The sequence below is a fragment of the Sedimenticola selenatireducens genome (assembly GCF_963675335.2).
Lineage (GTDB): Bacteria > Pseudomonadota > Gammaproteobacteria > Chromatiales > Chromatiaceae > Sedimenticola > Sedimenticola selenatireducens.
The window spans coordinates 1-20534 of record NZ_CAXXYC010000003.1 but is presented as its reverse complement, the minus strand read 5'-3'; the positions used below and the strand labels follow the sequence as shown (position 1 = coordinate 20534).

Here is a 20534-nt window from a genome sequence, read left to right as displayed (position 1 = left end):
CAACATTACTAATACATATTCCATGCCAAAAAATAATGAATTGATTTTTAAGAGTTTTTTTGAGGTTCAGGGTACGGATTGTAAAACAACCCGACAAAAAGTCATTGAATTACCTGTTTAGTGGCCACACTCCTAGGCAACGCTTCGCACCTGCATCCTCGCGGGCGAAAACCCTCATTCACGTTCGATACCGTTTGCCCCACTCACCACATTCTGCCAATCAGCGGCAGATTCGGGCGCAACGCGTTAGCTAATCCACCACCGCGAATTCCTCCATGAAATCCAGCTCGGCCTGGTGGTAGACATTGCGCCGGTGATTGGCCCAGAGCGTCTTGATACGCTCCTGGTTACACTGCTTCCGGTCCACCAGCACGCGGGTAATAAACCGGCGTAGCTGATCTGGTTCGTAACGGGACAGCAGTTGCGCCTCCGCGAGATCCGAAAACAGCACCTGAAACCGGACAGCGGGCGCCTCCGGCGCAAACCCGAAACAAGTAGCTGAATGATCGAAATCAAACAACAGGCCCGGGAATGGTATCCTGATCGGGCCGGAGACGGCAGTTACCCACCTTATCAATCTGTTTCTATCGATAAAAACCGGACTAAATGACAGTAAATATTCCTTTTTTGCTGCCGCTAGCCTGTGTAAGCAGTCACACATCACAATGCCTTAACAGATCAAGAAAATCGGTAGTGATTATGCAAATACCCCACACAACTCATCAATCTCATCAATCTCATCAATCTCATCAATCTCATCAATCTCATCAATCTCATCAACTTATTGGAAACCACTATGACCAAAACAGTGAAAACCCTAAGCGTTATTCTATTGATGACATCGGCCATGATAGCCCAAGCTGATCAGCAAACAGCCATGATGTCGGGATGCCTCGGTTGCCATAAGGCCGATGCCAAGCTGATCGGCCCCTCATTTCAAGATATCGCCAAGAAATATGCCAGCCAGGATGGTGCGATAGACACGCTGGCGGAAACCGTAAAAGCAGGCAGTCCCGGTGGCAAATGGGGCGAGACCCAGATGCCGCCCAGTCCGGCACCCATCGCCGACATCAAGAAGGTGATCGCCTGGATGCTGACGCACTAACCCGGTGACCAAAAGATCACTGCCCCCACAAACCGGGGCAGTGGTGAGATCGGCCGATACCGGCAACAGTTCATTCAGACCGAAACCGCCTCCTGATCGACAAACAGCCCGGTTGATCTCAGCGCCGGCAACAATACCCTGTCGGCGTACGCACAACCGGTACATCCCGGGTCGGTCTGCACACTCTTATTACCTGTTTCGGCCGAATGACCGGCGGATTGATCAAGCAAATCCATCATGGGCAGATACCCCGCGGGCCAGGCGCCCACATCACCAAACACACCCCTTAACGCCTTCAGAATCATAAAACCAGAGTAATCCAGGTCGCCCCAGAACCACAGGGGCCAGTCGGCCTCACGCCTGAAAAACCACCAGTCCAGGAAATTCTTTTGCTGTTGTGGATCGCTTCCAGCATGGAAATGCACTAACGCACCATGCTTATCACGGATTCGCCCGGCACTCCCCTTGAAGCCGGACACATAGATCAACGCGTGCTGTTCCACGGTCGACGAGAAACCTGTTGCTGCCTGTATATAGGTATCCTGGTTTTCAATAAACAGGATGTCGGTAAATTCAGCGGGGAGATAAACATGGACCATGACGGGACGGGGGGCAAGGGTGATAGCGGGAAACAGCCTTAGCAGCAGATCCTCGCGTGTATCCAGAAACTTCGAATTCCCCCAGAAACACCTGGCACTCAGTTGCCGAAGGGTCAGCCCAGCCTGGGTATAGTCACCGACTCGGGCAAAAGCGGACAGCAGTTCCTCCGGGCTCTTACCGGCCAGCTTGGGTGCCCGCAGGACGAGTTCAGCCGTTGATCCGGGGAACAGATGACTCTCTGCTGCAACCACTTCTGCCCAACGCGCCGGATAGGGTGGACAATAGGGATGAGCCAACCACTCCCGGAGCGCAGTTTCCGCCGCGGTTTCATGTCCGACCCGCAAGCGAATCGTGGCACCGGCATAGACCGGATCGAAGGGTTTCCGCTTGGGACACTCTTTTACAGTCAGCACGACTCCTGAGAGCGACATCAGCAACCCCCAGCTACAATCCGATGCTTCGTTGTTTTTGAACAAGTTTGGCTGACTCTGTTTTGACAGCCGGATACAGAGTGCCTGCTTGCGCACTACCAGCGGCTTTTCGTTCAACCGTTTCAATAGTGCATCGAGCAGCTCGCGAATCTCCGGCTCTTCATGCAACCAGGGCGGTACCGGAAGCGCATCCAATTGGCAGTGAGTCATAGTGCACAGTTTCCCTCTAGCCGTCTTTAATCAACAGGATATGGAACGGGGAGAATTTTCATGCCCGCTACATCCATCAATTCACTGCTCGGTGGCGGCAAACTCCTGCATGAAATCCAGCTCGGCCTGGTGGTAGACATTGCGCCGGTGATTGGCCCAGAGTGTCTTGATACGCTCCTGGTTACACTGCTTCCGGTCCACCAGCACGCGGGTCCGCAACTCTCCCCGCAGTGCCTCACTCGGCACCTTGGCGAATACAAACTCATGGCTGATCAGGTCCATATAGGGGCCGCACTTGCTGGTGGGCATGATGAACAGCAGTTGCAAACCAAGGCTGCCGGTCAGGTAGTCGATCACCTCCCGCGAGCGGGTCTCGTCCATTTTTGAGAACGCCTCGTCCACCAGCACCATGCGCAGATGGGTGCTGCCCTCGGCAAAGCGGAAGGCGGAGGTGATGGCGGCGGAGCGGATGATATAGGCAGGGGTCTCCAACTGGCCGCCAGAGCCGGTGCCGTACTCGCTCAGGGGGATCGGCGGCTTGCCCTCGACCTCCTTGTAGATCTCGTAGCGGCGGTAGTTGCGGTAGTCGGCAATCCGTTCCAGATCACGCATCGCCCGCTGTTCATCCTCGTCCAGCAGCATCGCCATCAGATCGTTTAGCACCTTGCGTGACTTTTCCGACAACTCCACCTCGAACAGGGTTGCTTCATCACCCAGCAGCGGGTTCTTCACCACCTCCTGGAAGAAGCGGGCGTAGTCCCGGTACTCCGGTATCCAGTCACTGTCGAAACGGAAGGTCTCCCGGTCGGCACCGAAGCGGTGGTGTTGCAGCTCCCGGTTCAACTGTTCGATCTGGCGTTTGCCGTCATTCAGCGCCTGGTGGATGGTGTGACAGAGATGAGTGACGAAGGCGTTGTTGAAGGCCCCTTTCAGCTCATTGAGCTGCTGGTGCTTCTCCACCAGGATATTATTTTTCAGTATGTTATAGACCCGGTCGAGCTCTCGCTGCAGTTGACAGATGGCGCGGAACAGGGCGGCATCGTATTCGCCCGTAAAGTCGGGATATATGATGGTATCGACCGGACGGCAGTGCTGGTTATGCGCCTTGACCTCATCCTCCGCCCGGCGCTGGGCCAGCTGCAATTCCTTTTCCAGTTCATGACGATAGTTACGGGCAATAGTTATATCCAGATCACGCGCTTCCCCATCTGCCACCTGCAACCGTGCCTCGACATCGAAATCAGGCCAGGTTGCCGCCAGTTCCTGCAGAGCCGCTTCACATTTGTCCAGCCGCTCCCGGTTCTGTTCCTGCAGATCGCTCAGCGCCTTGAGCTGTTTGTCGATACTCTCCAGACTGGAGCGGATTTCGCCAAGTTTTTCATGCAGACCGCCCTTCTTTGTTGCCAGCTCCAACTGCTCTGCCTTCAGTGTCTGCAGGCGCGACTCCAGATCCTGATGCTCGGTCAGATCAAGCTGGTCCAACAACCCATCGACCTGGCCGATCTCGCGATGGGTCTCCACGATGGCATACAGGTCATCGGCATAGCGGACCACACGCAGCCGGTCCACGGCCTGCAGCAGACGGCTGATCTGCTGCAGCCGGTCATTGGCCTGATGCCACTCCACCTCGACACCGGAGAGCTCCAGCAGCTTGGCCTGCAATGCCCGCTCACGCGCGGCCGCGCCAAACACCAGATCACTGTCCGGCAGATCGCATCGCCACATGCTGTAACCGCCAGACCCTATACCCTCTTCGGTAATACCCCGGCGAGTCATACGCAGCGCCTCGGCAGAGTCCACGCGCACCACCGTGCCAAAACTGGCGGTCAGGTAGGCACGGGCCACGGCGTGGCTGAACGCCAGCACGTGAATGATGGATTGGGGATCAAGGCTCGTGCGCGCCGCATCGCTGGCGGCCTTGGCTCCCTGGATGACCCGCGCCCGGTTGTCCCGCCCCGACAGTCCCCTGACGATCCCAATGGCTTCGGCCTCGAAGTCCGCCTCCACCAGGATAGAGAAGCGTGCCCCGCCCAGATAACCCTCGATGGCCGACTGCCAGCGGGGATCTTTCACCTCCACATGGTCGCAGAGGACCCGGGGATCGGCCGCCGGGCAGTGTTGGCGGATCGCCCTCAGTGCCCGCTCCACGTAGGCCGGATAGTTGACCTGATCGGCATTCAGCCGTTCAATCTCCAGCTGCTTCTGACGGCGCTGCTCGGTCAATTGTTGATAGCGTGCGCGGTGACCGTGCAGCTGCGCGGCCAGCTGCTCTCTCGGCGGTTCATCCGCCTCACCGCCGTGCCAGAAGCTGTGCCAGCGGTTGTGTGCCTGTTGCAGTGACTGTACCTGCTCCAGTTCGGCGACCAGCGCCGGCATGGCACCGGAAAAGTCCCGCTGCACCAGATGATGTAACTCCCGCACCACCTGTCGGGCAGTGCCGCTCACCTCCCGGGCCAGGGCCTGGGCCTCCAGGCTGGTGATCCCGGACTGCCCATCCAGCAGGGTGGCATCGTCGAGTGACTCGGCAATCTCCTGGCTGGCCTGGATGTTCTCGGCCACCCACTGGTCCTCGGCCAGCACCGATTGCGTCTGCTGTACCAGGCGGGCATCAAGCTGATTGCGCTGCTTCTCCAGCTCATCCTTCTGGCGCAGGGACTGCACCCCCTGTCGCTGCGCCTCCAGGTTGATCCGCTGGTCATGCACCAGTTCCGCCTGCCGCTCCAGCTGGGCAATCTCCTGTTCCGTCTCGCGCTGGATCTGACTCCGGGTCTGCTGCAGTTGCTTGCCACGCAGATAATCGGCCTGACGGGTCTGGTACTCGGCCTGGGCCAGGGTGTAATCGAGCAGGTTCAGTGAGCTCCATTGCTCAATATAGTGCTGCGCCTGCTCACCGGCCCGGCGCAGAGTCTCCATCGACGTCAGCAGGTTGGCCGCATCCCGCTCCATGTGGTGGATGGTCTTGAGCTGACTGGAGACCGAACGCACCGCCTCACCGAGGTCCTTCTGCTCCAGGATCTCATCCGCCACAAAACGGTTGATCCCCTTGATCGGCTTGTAGGACATGAAACGGGAAAAGGCGCGGGCGGCGGCAATCGCCTCGGTCTCGGTAACCGCGTCCGATTTGCCGCGCAGGGCGCCATAGAGGCGACGCAGATAGGCTTTCTTGGTCTCGTACTTCTCCACCCGGCGCTTGCCGAACTCACTGATCAGCAAGGTTGGCAATTCCGGCAATGGCACCACATAACGGCCGGCACTGTCCTGGCGCACAAAATGGTTCAGTCCAAGCTGCTCGCCGTTGATGATGAAGAACTGCGCGTCATCCTGGCGTGCCATCCGATTACTGCCAACCGTGTCGAGCCAGGCCCGCGCTGCGATCACCGCGGTGAAAGGTTCGCCGCTCTCGCCCTGGGTGGGGTGAAACACCGCCGCCAGATAACCATCGGTGGGATCAAGCCGGGCATAACTGCCATCATCACAACCCAGTACATAGGAGGCCAGGGTCCGCACCCGCTTGCCGCCTCGCCCACGCTGGGTGGTCTCGTCCTGGCCCGGATTGTACTGGAACAGGTTCTCATGGGCCGCCGTCATCACCGTCTGGATGGCGTCCGCCGCCGTGGTCTTGCCGGAGCCGTTGCCGCCGGAAAAGAGATTGACCGGGCCGAAGTCAAATTCAAGATTGGGGATATTGCCCCAGTTGATATAGACAAACTGCTTAAGAAACATCTTCTGCCTCGACCGGGTCGGTTTGTGGTAGCCCCTGTTCCAGGGCCAAGAGCGCCTCATCAGTGACGAAGGTGACAATCATGGGATGAATCCGCATCCACGCCTCGCCGCTCTCCATCTCCTCATCCTGGCGGTACTCGATCAGCCGCAACTGGCGCAGCCGGTTGAACACCCGTTTGCGTTCCACGATCTTGTCCGGCAGTGAGCGACCAAGCAGATTACGCATGGCGATCGCTAATGATTCCACCGACTCCAACACATAGCCGTGCTCATCCAGCTGGCCCTCCCGCAACGCCTTGTCATACTGCAGGCGCAACACCAGCAGCAACGCCACCTCATCCTGACGCAACCGCGCACGCAACCCACCGGCGAAGGCACCTTCCGGCGCATCCTCCATGCCCGGCACACTGGCACCTGGTGGATAGAGCCGCAGGTAGGCAAAACGTCGGTCATGAAACAGGCTGACACCTATTACATCAAGATACTCCCCAACCAGGGATTCAATCCGCAGATAGCGGTCGTAGAGCTGCTGCTCGATCTGACTCTCAGCGCGGCACAGCACCCCATAATTGAGCAACCGCAGGAGCAGTTCGCGGAACTCCTGCAACGTCACCCCCGTCGTTTCCAGCGCCTCACTCAGTGCTTTACTCAGCATGTATCTCTCGTTCAATCAGTTCAATGGTAAATTCGTCACAGACGTGAAAATATTCACTGCCGACCCGGTTATCGGTAGGCGTTACGCGAAAGGCAAACTCGCCATCCCCCAGTGCGCCAACTTCGATTGCGTGGGCACTCATCAGCAGTTCACGGGCATCCCGCACCGGCAACTGCTGGCTCTTGATCCGGTGCCCTTCACACAGGGCCTGAACCAGGTAGTCACGCTGCCCCTGGCTGTTAAAGGTGAATGCCAGGTCCACCGCTGTCTGGACAAACAGCGCCTTACGCGAAGCCCGGTCGTCGCCGGGTTCCTCTTCAACCGCTGTATTCACCAGCCGGAGTCGCCGCCCCTGGTGCAGCCGGATACTGTCGGGATCTACAAAGCCCATATCCATCACCGACAGGACCTTTCCCACCCCTGACAGAGCCTTCGTCTGTTCTGCTTCCGAGGCTTGGCGCAACTGTTCACACAGGGCAAACAGCCGGTTCTGACCGGACGCTCCGGTATAGCTGAGCTGACGCATGATGATGTCGGCGCGGCGGGTAAAGCCGTTCAGCGCCTGGCGCAGGGCCGGGAGCATGATGGCCGAGGCGTTGTGCATACGGGTCTCGATGCCATCCAGAATCAGCAGGTAGACCGAACGACCGACATGCTCGATCAGCTCCGGCGCTGCCCGGCGCAGCTCCCGCTCCGCCTGGGCCTTGAACTCCCGACGCTTGCGCCGTGCCTTGCCGATCAGCTCGCTGATCTCATCGCGGTATTTCTCTACCGAATCGGCTGACAGCCGAATCGACAGATCCGGCATGAAGCGCTTCTCCATGAAGTCGAAAAACTCATCCGAGGCGCGCTGCACCACCTGTTGCGCCTCGACCTCTCTGACCAGCTGACGCTTGCGCTCATCCAGCTCGGCAATCACATCGGAAAAATCAGAGATAATCCGCTCCGAATACTCGAAGGCATCCAGCAGATCGTACACCTCGCCCTTGTCGAGAAACGACTGCAATGCATTGCGGGTGTTGCGGGTATTGCGGTGGCGGGTACGGAAGCGGCCACCGGCCGCCTCCACCATCGGCTGTGTGAACAGGCGGCCATGACGGGTAAAGGCGTAGGTGCTCTGCATGGTCGCCTCGTCCATCTGGCGTTCCAGCCAGCCATACTCCAGCAGCTGATTGAGTATCCAGTTGGCCTGTTCGCGCTGGGAGCGGACCGGCGTCTGGTAGACTTCGGCCTCATCCTCATCCAGCACCGGGCTGCGGGCGATCGCCTCCTCCAGGATTTCGATCACCTGCTCGCGATTAAAACTGCGGCTGTAGTCGGCCAGCGAACCGTAAAGACGGGCGTAGAAGGTGCTGAGGCAGTCCAGCACCTGACCCCGGTATTTTCCGTTTAGCGGTCGAAAAAAGTGTTCCCGGTCTTCCGTAAAGAACACTTAGTGGGTCCTTTTAGAGAGGATCAATGAGCTTCGCGGGGCAATGATCTGTCGCCGAGGAATCGCGGGATGCGCCACGCGATTGTCATGGCGAATATGAGCGGTCGCATCACGTACCGTTGAGTCCGGCAGCTCACGCTCCGGCACTCCGAAGGGATGAGACGTGGTCGCTTCAAGTGCATTCAACAACTTTACTACCTGGTGATTTCTCATTACTAGATCGTCATGGGTTTCTGTTTTGGGCTGACCGGGATATTACAATGCAGAAAGCCGCCACAAGGCAACTCATGCGCCAGATGCGCTGCCATGATCGCATAATCACCACCATATGCCGACAATCGCAACGCCCCCCAATCAAGCCCAGCACACCCCATGCCGATTACACCACCATTGGATTGAGTTAACTTGTACTCATCGTCATTGAGTGCAGCCCCCCCTGCTTTTAACGGACCCCGTAACCAGGGAGAAAAACGATGGTACGAACTAGCGATTATATAGAGGGCGGCCCGGTTAAATTTGATCCACAGACACGAACAAATATCTTGTATTGGGGGCAATACATGAATTAAGCATTGCATTCAAGTTAAATCATAAATTGACGCTAATTAGATAAATGAAAATGCCATTATGGTGCCCACACCCCGTCAGGCGACCTACAGAATAGCGGTTATAACAAAAAAGGGAATTAAGGAGGAGCAAATGTCGAAACTTTTTATTATTCGTTTTTCTGGACGCCTACTACCCTTACTCGCAAGTTTGATCCTGCCCTTCCTCTACAGCATGTCCCATGCTGCCGGTACCAATGAGCTGCGCATTCTCAACTGGTCCGAATACATGGATCCAGAGATTGTTAAAGAGTTTGAGGCCAAATATAACGCAACAGTCAAATTCACCTATTTTGAATCCGATGAAACCCGTACGGATATGCTGCTGGAAGCCGACGGTATTGGTTATGACCTCGTACTGGTAAATGGCATCAATCTGAACGCCTACCGAAAACGGGGTTGGCTTGCCCCACTGGAAGAGGAAAAAATTCCCAACATGCGTCATATCGACAGGCGCTGGATAGAAGCCTTTCCGGCTGCGGAGGGGATGGGAGCTCCATTCTTCTGGGGTACCCTGGGTATCGCCTACCGTCGTGATCTGGTGGACAAACCGCTTCGATCCTGGATGGATTTCTTCAGGCCTGAAAAAAAACTACAGGGAAGCATTGTCATGGTTAAGTCATCCAGGGATGTCATCGGTGCTGCTTTACAGGCGCTGGGATACTCCACCAACAGCATTGACAACCAGGCACTGAACGAGGCTGAGGCCCTGCTTCTGGAGCAGAAGCCGCATGTCATGTCCTACTCCTACATATCTCTCAGCAAAAAGTCTGCGCTGGTTACCGGTGAGGTCGTGGCCAGCATGATATACAGTGGTGATGCCCTCATGGTGCAGGAGCACAATGAAAACATTGCCTACGTGGTACCCGAAGAGGGCAGCAATCTGTGGGTGGATTATTGGGTGCTGATGCAGTCCTCTAACCAGAAAGAACTGGCCATGGCCTATATAGATTTCATCAACGACCCGAAAATTGCCGCCCGGATGGCGATGTACGTCTATTACGCCACACCCAACCTGGCGGCCGAGCCACTTCTACCGGCGGATTTTTTAGCTAATCCGGTAATCTACCCCGACCGGGCGGTCCTGGAGCGTTCCGAGTTCTACCAGGAGTTACCCGCTCGGAACATAAAGAAACGGAATACGGTGTTTTCACGCGTGATACGGTGAAACTATCCGGCATTACCATGAAACTCCGGGCCAAGATCCTGATTCTGATATTCCCGCTGGTAGTCATTCCGCTACTCATGCTGGGTTGGGCCGCTTATGTACAGCTAAGTAGCACCACCATTCAGCGCAGCCTGGGACAGATGGAAGTGCTTATCGACCAGGTGGAAACAAATGTGGATTCCCACCTGCGAACCGCTCGCGCTAATATTGACTTGTTTTCCCGTTCCCCTCTACTGGAGAAATACATCACCACAGAAGATGAGGCGGAACGCCTGACACTGATGCAGAGCAGCGTACTACGGCTCTTGAGCAGTTATCAGCAGACTTATCCTGAATATTATGAAATCCGCATTCTGCTACCGGATGGCTATGAGGATACCCGCAGTGTCCTGGGTGATATCCCTAATACCACGGAAGAAGAATCAGAGAGTGGATACTTTTATGAAATACAGCGATCTGAAACCGCAATACTGACCAAACTAATAAACAATCCGGATAATCAGGAAATCGCCTTATTGATCAGCAAACCTCTCATGTTTATGAACCGCTCGCTCGATCCAGTTGCGACTCCCCTGTCCCTGAGGGGCTACTTGGTGATAACCGCTACGTTAGATTTTCTGGAGCAACAAATCGCCACCGTACAAATCGGCGAACACGGTTACCTACTTGTCACTGACAGAAACGGAAAAGTGCTGTTTCATCCCAATGCGGCCTGGATTGGTCGCAACCTGGCCACAACGCAGTTTGATCATATGCAGCAGCTCACGGAGCTCAAAAGTCCATCGCTTGTACACCTTGATGACAACGATGTGTATGCACACGGCCGACAGCTTCATTCCAACCTGTATCTATTTGCTATCCTACCAGAGGATGAGCTACTGGCCTCCAGTAGACGATTGGGCAGGATAGTCGCGATCATTGTCCTGGGCGCCACGCTCTTGACCCTGCTGCTGATATACACTGCGCTCAATTCACTGGTGTTGAAACCGATCCTAAAGCTGGGTGCAGCAGCCGATGAAATGGGCCAGGGTAACCTGCTGACTCAGGTTACCGTAGAGAGTCACGATGAAATCGGCACGCTGGCAAAATCAATGCAGATAATGGGTCAGAACCTGCAGAACTCACAAGAGCAAACCCAGTATCTGGCCTACCACGATACCCTAACCGGCCTACCCAATCGGCTTATGTTCAATGAAATGCATCAACTGGTGCTGGCGGAGGCGAAGCGTCACCGGTACAGGTCCGCACTGATGTATATTGACCTGGACGATTTCAAACGTGTCAACGACACGCTTGGACATCAAGCCGGAGATGAACTTCTTAGGGAAATATCCCGGCGTCTAATAACCGTTTTGCGCAGGGAGGATTGTCTGGCCCTGGTCAGACCTGAACCCACGGACATGGTGGCCCGCTTGGGGGGCGATGAGTTTACTATCCTGCTCACCAAAGTGGCTCAAAGCCATGAGCCTGCGACTGTTGCCACACGCCTGCTAAAGGCATTAACTGATCCGATCACGCTAGGCAGTCATGAAGTTAAAATCGGCTCAAGCATAGGTATCACCCTCTATCCAGATGATGGAACGGATACGCAAACACTCCACAAAAATGCCGACATCGCTATGTATCATGCCAAGCGCGAAGGTAAGAACAACTATCAATTCTATTCCGCTACCATGAATAAGCTCTCCATGGAGCGTATGGCTCTGGAAACCAAGCTTCGGCATGCCCTGGAGCGTGATGAGTTAAGCCTTCATTACCAACCCCAAGTGGATCTGGTAAGCGGAGAGGTTGTGGGACTGGAGGCTTTGCTACGTTGGGAGGACCCGGAGCAAGGTCTTATCCCACCAACTACCTTTATACCTATAGCTGAGGAGTGCAGGCTTATTGTTCCGATCGGCGAGTGGGTACTACGCAATGCCTGCCGGCAAAACTACGTATGGCAACAGGCCGGATTGAAACCGGTAACAGTATCCGTAAATGTCTCCGGGGTGCAGTTCAGACACCAGAACCTGCAAGCTTTGGTGGCTGACTCATTGCGAGATTCAGGTCTTGCTCCCCACTACCTGGAACTGGAACTTACAGAGACCAGCCTACTGGAGGCCCACGAACAGGCTGGCGAGACACTGACCGAGCTGAAAGAGCTAGGTATAGGTATCGCGCTCGATGATTTCGGTACCGGTTACTCCTCGCTGAGTCATCTAAAACGCCTACCTATCGACCACCTGAAGATTGACCGATCTTTTGTATGTGATGTCCATACCAATCCGGACGATGCCGCAATCGTTGCCGCTATCATCGCCATGACCCGTAATTTGGGTCTTCGAGTGACGGCGGAAGGTGTTGAACACAAACTACAATTGAACTTCCTGCGGGAGCGAAATTGTGATGCTATTCAGGGCTTCCTGTTCAGTAAACCTCTACCGGCGAGTGGGGTGGAAACTGTGCTGCGAAATGGGCTACAACTGAGCGAAGAATATTTGCCGCTGCCTCCGGTGTCAGCAAGTGAAGCAGAAACCATCTGAGATCGGCCCGATATGACTTGCAGAGCGATCGGATTGTGGGATGTAGGGATAACAAGGATCAGCAGGGTATCGTCCACTGCCATATCTGGAGGTCAGTCTCTACTGATCGCGATTAACTGCGGATCGCCCTGTTTTGTTGATCCAGAAGTCGGCCGAATAAAAAAGTAACGCTAACTATATGTTTTATAAAAATAATTGGCGGAGAGGGTGGGAGTCGAACCCACGGACCCCAGAAGGGTCACTTGATTTCGAGTCAAGCCCATTCGGCCACTCTGGCACCTCTCCAATTCTGTGCGGCTTAACAACGGCGCTTCGCACCGTCGAGTCAAGCCCATGACTCCGGGCTTCCTGCCCTTCGCCCTTCGGGTCGCCCTGCGGGCGTTAAAATCGCTCCCGGCGATTTTTGCGGCCACTCTGGCACCTCTCCAATTCTGTGCGGCTTAACAACGGCGCTTCGCACCGTCGAGTCAAGCCCATGACTCCGGGCTTCCTGCCCTTCGCCCTTCGGGTCGCCCTGCGGGCGTTAAAATCGCTCCCGGCGATTTTTGCGGCCACTCTGGCACCTCTCCAATTCTGTGCGGCTTAACAACGGCGCTTCGCACCGTCGAGTCAAGCCCATGACTCCGGGCTTCCTGCCCTTCGCCCTTCGGGCTGCTATTCTATCCAACTCTTCAGCCCCTGACAGCAGCGGGCGCCTATTATCACCAAACCGGCATCCCATGACAAACAATAAAGCCAAGCCAAAACAATCTGATAGCCGCGATTTCGCGATACCGTTAAGCTGCTCTAGAATAGACGCTCGATTGTACACTAATTGAACCGGTCGTTAACCTCGCAAAGGCGTTAAAAGGTATCCTGCAAGGCATGCGCACTCTCTGGATCCTGACACTGAGCCTGCTGCTCTCCAGCTGCAGCATACCCAAGCCTCTGATCGAACGCATCAAGGAGGAGGGCCAGCTGATCGTGATCACCCGCAACAACCCGGCCACCTATATTCAGGACAAGGAGAAGACCCGCGGTCTGGAGTATGAGCTGGTTGAACAATTCGCGGGGGAACTGGGAGTCCAGGTCAAGTATGTGATTCCCAACAGCTTTGACGAGATCCTGCCAGCAGTGGTGCGCGGTGAAGCCCATTTCGCTGCCGCCGGCCTGACGGTCACCAATAACCGGGAGCTGGCGGTCAGGTTTACTCCGGAGTATCAAACAGTCACCTCCCAGTTGGTCTATAAAGCCGGAAATCAACGACCGAAAAATATCACCGATACAATTGACGGCGTGCTGGAAGTGATGGCTGGCAGCAGCCATGAAGAGAAACTCAAGGGGTTGGCAACTGAACACCCGGACCTGAACTGGACCGCGCAACGCGCAGTGGAAAGCACCGAACTGCTGAACCTGGTCTATGAGGGACTGATCGATTACACCATTGCCAATTCCAATGAAGTGGCTCTGAGCCGCCGCTTTCATCCCGAACTGCAGGTCGCCTTCGAACTGGGCGAAGAGATGCCGGTGGCCTGGGCCTTTCCCCATGCAGAGGACAACAGTCTCTACAAAGCCGCCAAGGCCTTCATCAGGCGCATCAAGGAAGACGGCTCCCTGGAACAGTTGCTGGAACGCTATTACGGCTATGTGGAGAAATTGGGATTTGTCGACAATCGCACCTTTGCCCGACATATGGCACAGCGCCTGCCACCGCTGATTCCACTATTCAAGCAGGCCGCCGAACAGAACGACATGGACTGGCAACTGCTGGCCGCCATCGGCTATCAGGAGTCACACTGGAATCCCAAGGCGGTCTCCCCCACCGGAGTGAAAGGAATCATGATGCTGACCTCTGCCACGGCAAAACAGATGGGCGTGGAGGATCGCACCGACACTGCCCAGAGCATCAGCGGCGGCGCACGTTATCTGCGCCGGGTGGAGAAGAAGCTCCCCGAGCGCATTCAGGAGCCGGACCGCACCTGGATGGCCCTGGCTGGCTACAATGTGGGATTCGGTCACCTGGAGGATGCCCGCATCCTGACCCAGCGCAACGGGGGTGACCCGGACAAGTGGTCGGACGTGAAACAGCACCTGCCGCTATTAACCCAAAAGAAATACTATAAAACCGTTAGACACGGCTTTGCCCGGGGCAAGGAGCCGGTTCATTACGTGGACAATATCCGCAGCTATTACGACCTGCTGGTGTGGCACAACCGCAAGCAGAAGAAACAGACCATTCAGGCAGTGATCACCACGGTACCGGCGATATTGTGAGACTGCTGCTGTTCAACACCGCAGGCCGGACCTAAAGGCAGCACGTGGGAATGGTGGCACTATTCGCCGCCAGGAAGCCTTGATCCCAAGCGGCCCGCCATACCCCCGATGCTGCGCTAATTCAACGCCGGGAGCGGAAGAAAGCGCGCAACTGCTCGGCACAATCTTCCGCCAGCACACCGCCCTCGGCTGCTACATAATGATTGAAGCGCTGGTCTGAAGGCAGCAGACGGAACACACTGCCGGCCGCACCACCTTTGGGATCGGTGGTACCGAATACCACCCGGCTGACCCGGGCGTGGACGATGGCGCCGGCACACATGGGACAGGGCTCCAGGGTGACATAGAGCGTGGTGCCGGGCAGACGATAGTTCTTCATCCGCTGCCCGGCATCGCGCAGTGCCATAATCTCGGCATGAGCTGTGGGATCGTGACCTATAATCGGCCGGTTCCAGCCCTCGCCGATGACCTCGCCATCCAGTACCAGTACCGCGCCCACCGGCACCTCACCCTCGGCCTCGGCACGGCCCGCCAGGGCAAGGGCCTGTCGCATGAAGGCGCTGTCGGCAGCTTCCACTGGTACTGGGGCGGTATGTTCAATTATTCCCATCGGATCGTTAACAAGCCAATTTAATACCTTGAATACAATTGCTTAATTTAGGCGTAAAAAGCAAATCCCATTCCAAACAAATTTCAAAACCAGTTTTCTAATCTTTGATTGGGTGGCCGAAACAGCTGGTTTGAAAATCTGCCTGGCCGAGAAGAAGGGCCGCACTCTGGACACTCCCCTATTCCCCTCGTCTTGGGCTGAAAGACTATCACAGACCAGGAAATACCATGCAGGATAATGTAAAACAGCGCGCCCGGACGCTCCTCAAGATCCGTAGAGAATCCAGTATCCAGTTCGATGATTCCAGGACGGGATGGAAAAAAATATCTGGTGCCATGTTTTATAAACTATTATTGGTTGTGTCAGAACATGGGTTCCGGTCTTCATATAAGGTCAAGCCATGGCAAATATCATTCTACTCGGTACTCGCAAAGGTACTGTCTTGTTTGACCGCACCAATTCCACTTGGCAGCCTCGACCGATCTCGCACCAGGGAGTCCCGGTTTGTTACGCCGCGTGTGATCCCCGGGATGGTACGTTATGGGCGTCCCTGGATCATGGTCACTGGGGGCCCAAGCTGTCGCGTTCGCAGGACGGCGGTGCAACCTGGGAAGATATGCCGCCAATAAAGTACCCGGAGGGCGCCCGCTACATCGTCAAGTATCTGCCTACACCGGATTTTGATCCGACATCACCCGAGGGGCAACCGGAATACCGGGACGCCACTGTGTTCAAGATCTGGAATATCGCATTTGGCAGTACGGACCAGCCTGGCAGGCTGTATGCCGGCACGATTCCAGGTGGTCTGTTCATCAGCAATGATGGTGGTATGAACTGGGAGCTCAACCGCCCCCTCTGGAACCACGAAAGTCGCGGCGGTGACCTGTTTAATGGAGACGCCACCAGCGAGAATCGCTGGCAAGGTACACCGGCCAGCGTTGACTACGGTGTTTTCGAACCTGGCATTCATTCCATCATCGTTGACCCGCGCGACCCCGCGCATATCCATGTAGCAGCCTCAACAGCCGGTGTCATTGAGACCGGCGATGGCGGCCAGACCTGGGCAGGTCGCAACAAGGGCATGCTGATGGACTATTTACCGAATCCTGAAGCCGAGTGGGGCCACGACCCCCATTTTGTGACCGGCTGCCCCGACCAGCCGGATCATCTCTGGCAGCAAAATCACTGTGGTGTATTTTTCAGTGACGATGGGGCGCGAACCTGGAGAAAAGTCAGTCTGCCGGATGCCGGCGTGCATTTTGGCTTCCCGATTGCGGTGGATGAACATGACGGACGCACGGCATGGGTGGTACCCGCACGTGGGGATTCAGAGCGCATGGCCATTGGCGGGGGTCTCAGTGTCTCGCGAACCACGGATGGCGGACGTTCCTGGCAATCGTTTCGTAATGGCCTGCCGCAACAGAACGCTTACGACATCGTCTTGAGACACGCCCTCGATGTGGCCGGCGACTGTCTCTGTTTTGGCAGTACGACCGGCAACGTCTACCTGTCGGAAGACCGTGGTGAAACCTGGCGCTGCCTGGGTAACAACCTGCCGCCGATCTATTCTGTGCGATTCGGTTGACGCCATGCCGACAGTTAAAATGACTCACCATCTTTACCGGTTCTTTCCGGAACTTGAGGACCAGACCATCACCGTGCCGGCTGGCTCTGTCGCCGAGGTTTTGCGCGCCGTTGACACCATGACGCCTGGATTCACCGACTACATTCTCGACGAACATGGTGCATTACGTCAGCATGTCAATCTCTGTATCAATGACCACATAGTGATTGATAAAAAGAGACTCTCGGATTTTGTCCCGAATGATGGGACTGTGTATATATTTCAGGCATTGAGCGGAGGTTAGACAGTCAAACACCGTTGAGCTGCCGAGGATGCGGCAGCAGCCAAGGCCAAGGCGGATGCAGCGGCCGCCATCTTTCCACACAACACGATCACGGTGTATGCGCCACAATCCGACTATTCCGCACTAACCTTGTGCATTAAGGACTGGATCACACTGGTCAATTCCAGACATCAGGACCTTCTGCGCCAACCGGGCAACGCCAGGTGGTGCCAAAGTAGTTATCCCCTTGCAAATCCGGAACCTTTAGCGCTGATCCGCTCAAAGCGCCAGCCCCAGAGCCGACTTTTCCAGATTAAACCACGGAAATTAACGATTAATAATCCCGGAGTGCGGCATTTCACACACCCCGCGCACCCGAAAGATGGAAAAATAATCCCTGCAAATTGCATGTTTATTTTTCAGGGGTCATACTTGGCCTCTGCCACAAGGCAGATTTCCTATAAGAAACAGAGAAATGGAGGAGCAATAGATGACGTTGAAAAAAACGTTACGGGTTGCGTTGGCGGGAGGATTGATGGTTGGCTCACTGGCTGTCCAGGCCGATCCGAGTCCCCAGATGCTTTCACAGACTTGTGCCGCGTGCCACGGCACCATGGGTTCCAGCGTTGCCGTGATTCCCACGATCGCAGGCGCCGATCCGGAGTATTTCGTTGAAACCATGCAGACCTTCAAGAGCGGTGAGCGCAAGGCCACGGTGATGGATCGGGTAGCCAAGGGCTACAGTGACGAACAGATCACCGCCATGGCGAACTACTTCGCAGCACAGAAACCGGTTCCCATGAACCAGCCTTTCTCCGCCGCCAAGGCGCAGCAGGGCGTCAAGTTGCACAACGACTACTGCGAGAAGTGCCACGAGGACGGCGGTACCAATACCGAGGCCAGCGCCCTGCTGGCGGGCCAGTCCACGCTCTACCTGAAGTACAGCATGGAGGATTTCAAGGCCGGTCACCGCGAGGTGCCAAAGAAGATGAGGACGCAGGTAAAGAAGATGCTCGATCAGCACGGTCCGAGCTCTATCGAGGCTGTACTCAACTACTATGGCAGCCAGCAATAAGGGGGGTGGCATGAACAAAATCAACAGAAGAGAATTTATCAAGTTGTCCGCCGCAGCCGCGGCGCTGGGTACCCTGGCCGGTTGTACCGGATCCGCCACCCGTGGCGGAGGCGCCAAGGTGGTGGTGATCGGCGGTGGCCCGGGTGGCGCAACCGCCGCCAAGCAGCTCCGGATGATGGATCCATCCATCCAGGTGACCCTGGTCGAGGCCAACAAGCACTATCACACCTGCTTCATGAGCAACGAGGTACTCTCCGGCGAGCGGACTCTGGACTCCATCCAGTTCGGTTACGACGGACTGCGTGGCCACGGCGTGAACGTGGTACATGACATGGTCACCGGCATTGATCCCAAGGCACGCAAGGTGATGACCCAGGGTGGACTTAGCCTGCCCTATGATCGCTGTATCGTATCCCCGGGTGTCGACTTCAAGTGGGAGGCGATCGAGGGTTACAGCGCCGATGTGGCCGAACGCATTCCGCACGCATGGAAGGCCGGTCCGCAGACCGCGATCCTGAGGCGCCAGCTGGAAGCGATGCCCAACGGCGGTACCGTGATTATCGCCGCGCCGGGTAACCCGTTCCGCTGCCCGCCCGGGCCCTACGAGCGAGCCAGCCAGATTGCCCACTACCTGAAGCAACACAAGCCCCGTTCCAAGGTGCTGATCCTGGACGCCAAGGACAAGTTCTCCAAACAGGGCCTGTTCACACAGGGCTGGAAGCGGCTCTACGGTTACGACACCGACAACTCCATGATCGAGTGGGTGTCGGCCGCCGGCGGTGGCAAGATCGAGAGCGTCGATCCTGGGAGCATGACGGTGCAGGGCCCGGTGGAGACCTTCAAAGCCGACGTGATCAACATCATTCCGCCGCAGAAGGCCGGCAAGCTCGCCTTTGCCGCAGGTCTCACCAAGGGCGACTGGTGCCCGGTGAACAAGAAGACCTTCGAGTCGCTGATCCACGCCAACATCCATGTGCTGGGTGACGCCTCGATCGCGGCCGGCATGCCCAAGTCGGGCTACAGCGCCAACGTGCAGGCCAAGGTCTGCGCCATGGCGGTGGCGGATATGCTGAACGATCGCGAGCCGGGTACGCCCTCCTACATGAACACCTGCTACAGCGTGGTGGGTGAGGAGTACGGTATTTCGGTGAGCGTGGGTCTACGCACTGGACGAGGAGAAGAACGCGATCGTCGGGGTGAAGGGGGCCGGGGGGCTGACACCAAGTGATGCCACTCCCGAAATGTTGGCCCGGGAAGCACACTACGCCCACGGCTGGTTTGCCAATATCACCAACGACATCTTCGGATAAAGAGAGAGACCGGGCGGGGCGCCCGCCCCGCCTGCCAATTGCCATGATACGTTTTACGGGGCCTCCGGGCCCCGTTTTTTATGACCCTCTATTCAGCGACTCTACTTTCGACTACACCACAGGCATCGCTCGACATACCATTACAATCACTGCGTTTGAACCGGTTAAACAATGAGTGATATGGTCATCGAGAGGCGGATTCGCTATTGCAGGACAACCGGCAGACGGCATGGATATGAGCGCCAACAGCACCGAGTCATTCTTTATCCCCGATCAGTTCTCCTGCCAGCAGGAGAGGCTGCCGTCGCAAACCTATAACCTGGCACACATATTATTCAATCGTTGCCAGTCCAATCATCTGTTCGTCCCCATTCGCTCCATGCAATACCTGGCGATCATTGAGCAGAACGCCTTCTGGTTTGTCGACAGCATGGCTTATGCCGTACAGGATTCAGAGGGTGGGCGATTGATTACGGTCTCCTGGCACCCAATACTCAGCCCATCAAATCGTGAAGGGCTGGATCAGCACATGGATTGCCGGATCAACTTTTATCGCAGCGATATGAGTGACATTCACCGTCGTTTGCGCGGAGAATTTTTCCAGGCGATGCAACTGATGGACAACCGTTTTCGTGACACTATTCGCGCCGACAGTAAAATCGCTATCCTGCCGCTCAGATCACCTGATAATCAACCGTAACGGCATCATTGATGCTGCCCTGGAAGCGGTTCTTTAGAAAGCGCGCAAATCCGGGATAGTCGCCATGGCCATCCAGCACACGCGGATCTGTCAAGCGCACCTGCCAGCAGAAACGTCGCGCACCCGCCTCATTGATCGATTCGCCGGTAAAGACACTACGCACACCGGGCATAACCGATAACAACCGCTTTCCCTCGTCGATAAGACTCCTGACCTCTTGTTCAGAGTGGCCATTTGCACTGTGCATGATCAGATGTTCAACAGGAGCCCAGGGCCGACACTGGGTCA

General features: G+C 56.1%; 14 protein-coding genes, 1 tRNA gene and 2 pseudogenes. 9 read left to right on the top strand and 8 right to left on the bottom strand.

From position 1 onward, the window contains the following. Window positions 1-250 precede the first annotated feature (250 nt). On the bottom strand, window positions 251-451 hold the full coding sequence (locus ACHZBF_RS03720) for a hypothetical protein (RefSeq protein WP_321527721.1): 201 nt from the start codon (window positions 449-451) through the stop codon (window positions 251-253). A 345-nt stretch (window positions 452-796) separates the two neighbouring features. On the opposite strand from ACHZBF_RS03720, the gene ACHZBF_RS03715 reads away from it, so the two are divergent. Then, entirely contained in the window at window positions 797-1105 is a 309-nt protein-coding gene (locus tag ACHZBF_RS03715; protein ID WP_321527720.1) for a c-type cytochrome, read from the top strand. A gap of 74 nt (window positions 1106-1179) precedes the next feature. Here ACHZBF_RS03715 and ACHZBF_RS03710 read toward each other — a convergent pair whose 3' ends face one another. From ACHZBF_RS03710 to ACHZBF_RS03695, 4 genes are all read right to left on the bottom strand, one after another. After that, a complete protein-coding gene (locus tag ACHZBF_RS03710; protein ID WP_321527719.1) occupies window positions 1180-2346 on the bottom strand; it encodes a Wadjet anti-phage system protein JetD domain-containing protein in 1167 nt (388 codons plus the stop codon). 81 nt (window positions 2347-2427) lie between these two features. Further along, window positions 2428-6069, bottom strand: coding sequence for an ATP-binding protein (locus tag ACHZBF_RS03705; RefSeq protein WP_321527718.1), 3642 nt, complete (start codon window positions 6067-6069; stop codon window positions 2428-2430). Continuing rightward, the gene (locus ACHZBF_RS03700) at window positions 6059-6724 is read right to left on the bottom strand and encodes a DUF4194 domain-containing protein (protein ID WP_321527717.1); all 666 of its coding nucleotides are present in this window, start codon (window positions 6722-6724) and stop codon (window positions 6059-6061) included. Before ACHZBF_RS03700 ends, ACHZBF_RS03705 begins: the two co-directional genes overlap by 11 nt. Continuing rightward, entirely contained in the window at window positions 6714-8156 is a 1443-nt protein-coding gene (locus ACHZBF_RS03695) for a Wadjet anti-phage system protein JetA family protein (RefSeq protein WP_321527716.1), read from the bottom strand. The genes ACHZBF_RS03700 and ACHZBF_RS03695 overlap by 11 nt, the downstream gene beginning before the upstream one ends. A 699-nt stretch (window positions 8157-8855) precedes the next feature. Between ACHZBF_RS03695 and ACHZBF_RS03690 the strand changes: the two genes are divergently transcribed. Together ACHZBF_RS03690 and ACHZBF_RS03685 are read left to right on the top strand one after the other, a co-directional pair. After that, window positions 8856-9929: a polyamine ABC transporter substrate-binding protein gene (locus ACHZBF_RS03690; protein ID WP_321527715.1), complete on the top strand. Its 1074-nt coding sequence runs from the start codon at window positions 8856-8858 to the stop codon at window positions 9927-9929. Window positions 9930-9946: 17 nt separating this feature from the next. Next, window positions 9947-12451, top strand: coding sequence for a bifunctional diguanylate cyclase/phosphodiesterase (locus tag ACHZBF_RS03685; RefSeq protein ID WP_321527714.1), 2505 nt, complete (start codon window positions 9947-9949; stop codon window positions 12449-12451). A gap of 196 nt (window positions 12452-12647) precedes the next feature. Here ACHZBF_RS03685 and ACHZBF_RS03680 read toward each other — a convergent pair. Next, window positions 12648-12736: transfer RNA gene (locus ACHZBF_RS03680), tRNA-Ser, on the bottom strand. Window positions 12737-13315: 579 nt separating this feature from the next. Between ACHZBF_RS03680 and mltF the strand changes: the two genes are divergently transcribed. Continuing rightward, window positions 13316-14704, top strand: a complete 1389-nt coding sequence (mltF, locus tag ACHZBF_RS03675; RefSeq protein ID WP_037375403.1) for a membrane-bound lytic murein transglycosylase MltF — start codon at window positions 13316-13318, stop codon at window positions 14702-14704. 121 nt (window positions 14705-14825) lie between these two features. On the opposite strand, the gene tadA is transcribed toward mltF, so the two are convergent. Then, the gene (gene tadA / locus ACHZBF_RS03670) at window positions 14826-15314 is read right to left on the bottom strand and encodes a tRNA adenosine(34) deaminase TadA (RefSeq protein WP_273441092.1); all 489 of its coding nucleotides are present in this window, start codon (window positions 15312-15314) and stop codon (window positions 14826-14828) included. Window positions 15315-15930: 616 nt separating this feature from the next. Here tadA and ACHZBF_RS03665 point away from each other — a divergent pair. The 5 genes and pseudogenes from ACHZBF_RS03665 to ACHZBF_RS03645 all read left to right on the top strand — a co-directional run bounded on the left by ACHZBF_RS03665 (window position 15931) and on the right by ACHZBF_RS03645 (window position 20246). Beyond that, window positions 15931-16899, top strand: a complete 969-nt coding sequence (locus ACHZBF_RS03665) for a WD40/YVTN/BNR-like repeat-containing protein (protein ID WP_335342946.1) — start codon at window positions 15931-15933, stop codon at window positions 16897-16899. Between the two features lie 4 nt (window positions 16900-16903). Next, on the top strand, window positions 16904-17182 hold the full coding sequence (locus ACHZBF_RS03660; RefSeq protein WP_029133833.1) for a ubiquitin family protein: 279 nt from the start codon (window positions 16904-16906) through the stop codon (window positions 17180-17182). A gap of 469 nt (window positions 17183-17651) precedes the next feature. Next, window positions 17652-18236 carry a c-type cytochrome gene (locus tag ACHZBF_RS03655; RefSeq protein ID WP_321527712.1) on the top strand — a complete coding sequence of 195 codons (585 nt, stop codon included), beginning with the start codon at window positions 17652-17654 and terminating at the stop codon, window positions 18234-18236. Window positions 18237-18246: 10 nt separating this feature from the next. Then, window positions 18247-19546: pseudogene (locus tag ACHZBF_RS03650) on the top strand (FCSD flavin-binding domain-containing protein). A gap of 229 nt (window positions 19547-19775) precedes the next feature. Then, window positions 19776-20246 carry a hypothetical protein gene (locus ACHZBF_RS03645; protein ID WP_321527709.1) on the top strand — a complete coding sequence of 157 codons (471 nt, stop codon included), beginning with the start codon at window positions 19776-19778 and terminating at the stop codon, window positions 20244-20246. On the opposite strand, the pseudogene ACHZBF_RS03640 reads toward ACHZBF_RS03645, so the two are convergent. Continuing rightward, window positions 20221-20534, bottom strand: a pseudogene (locus ACHZBF_RS03640) (hypothetical protein); the annotation flags it as partial. The gene ACHZBF_RS03645 and the pseudogene ACHZBF_RS03640 sit on opposite strands and share 26 nt — an antisense overlap.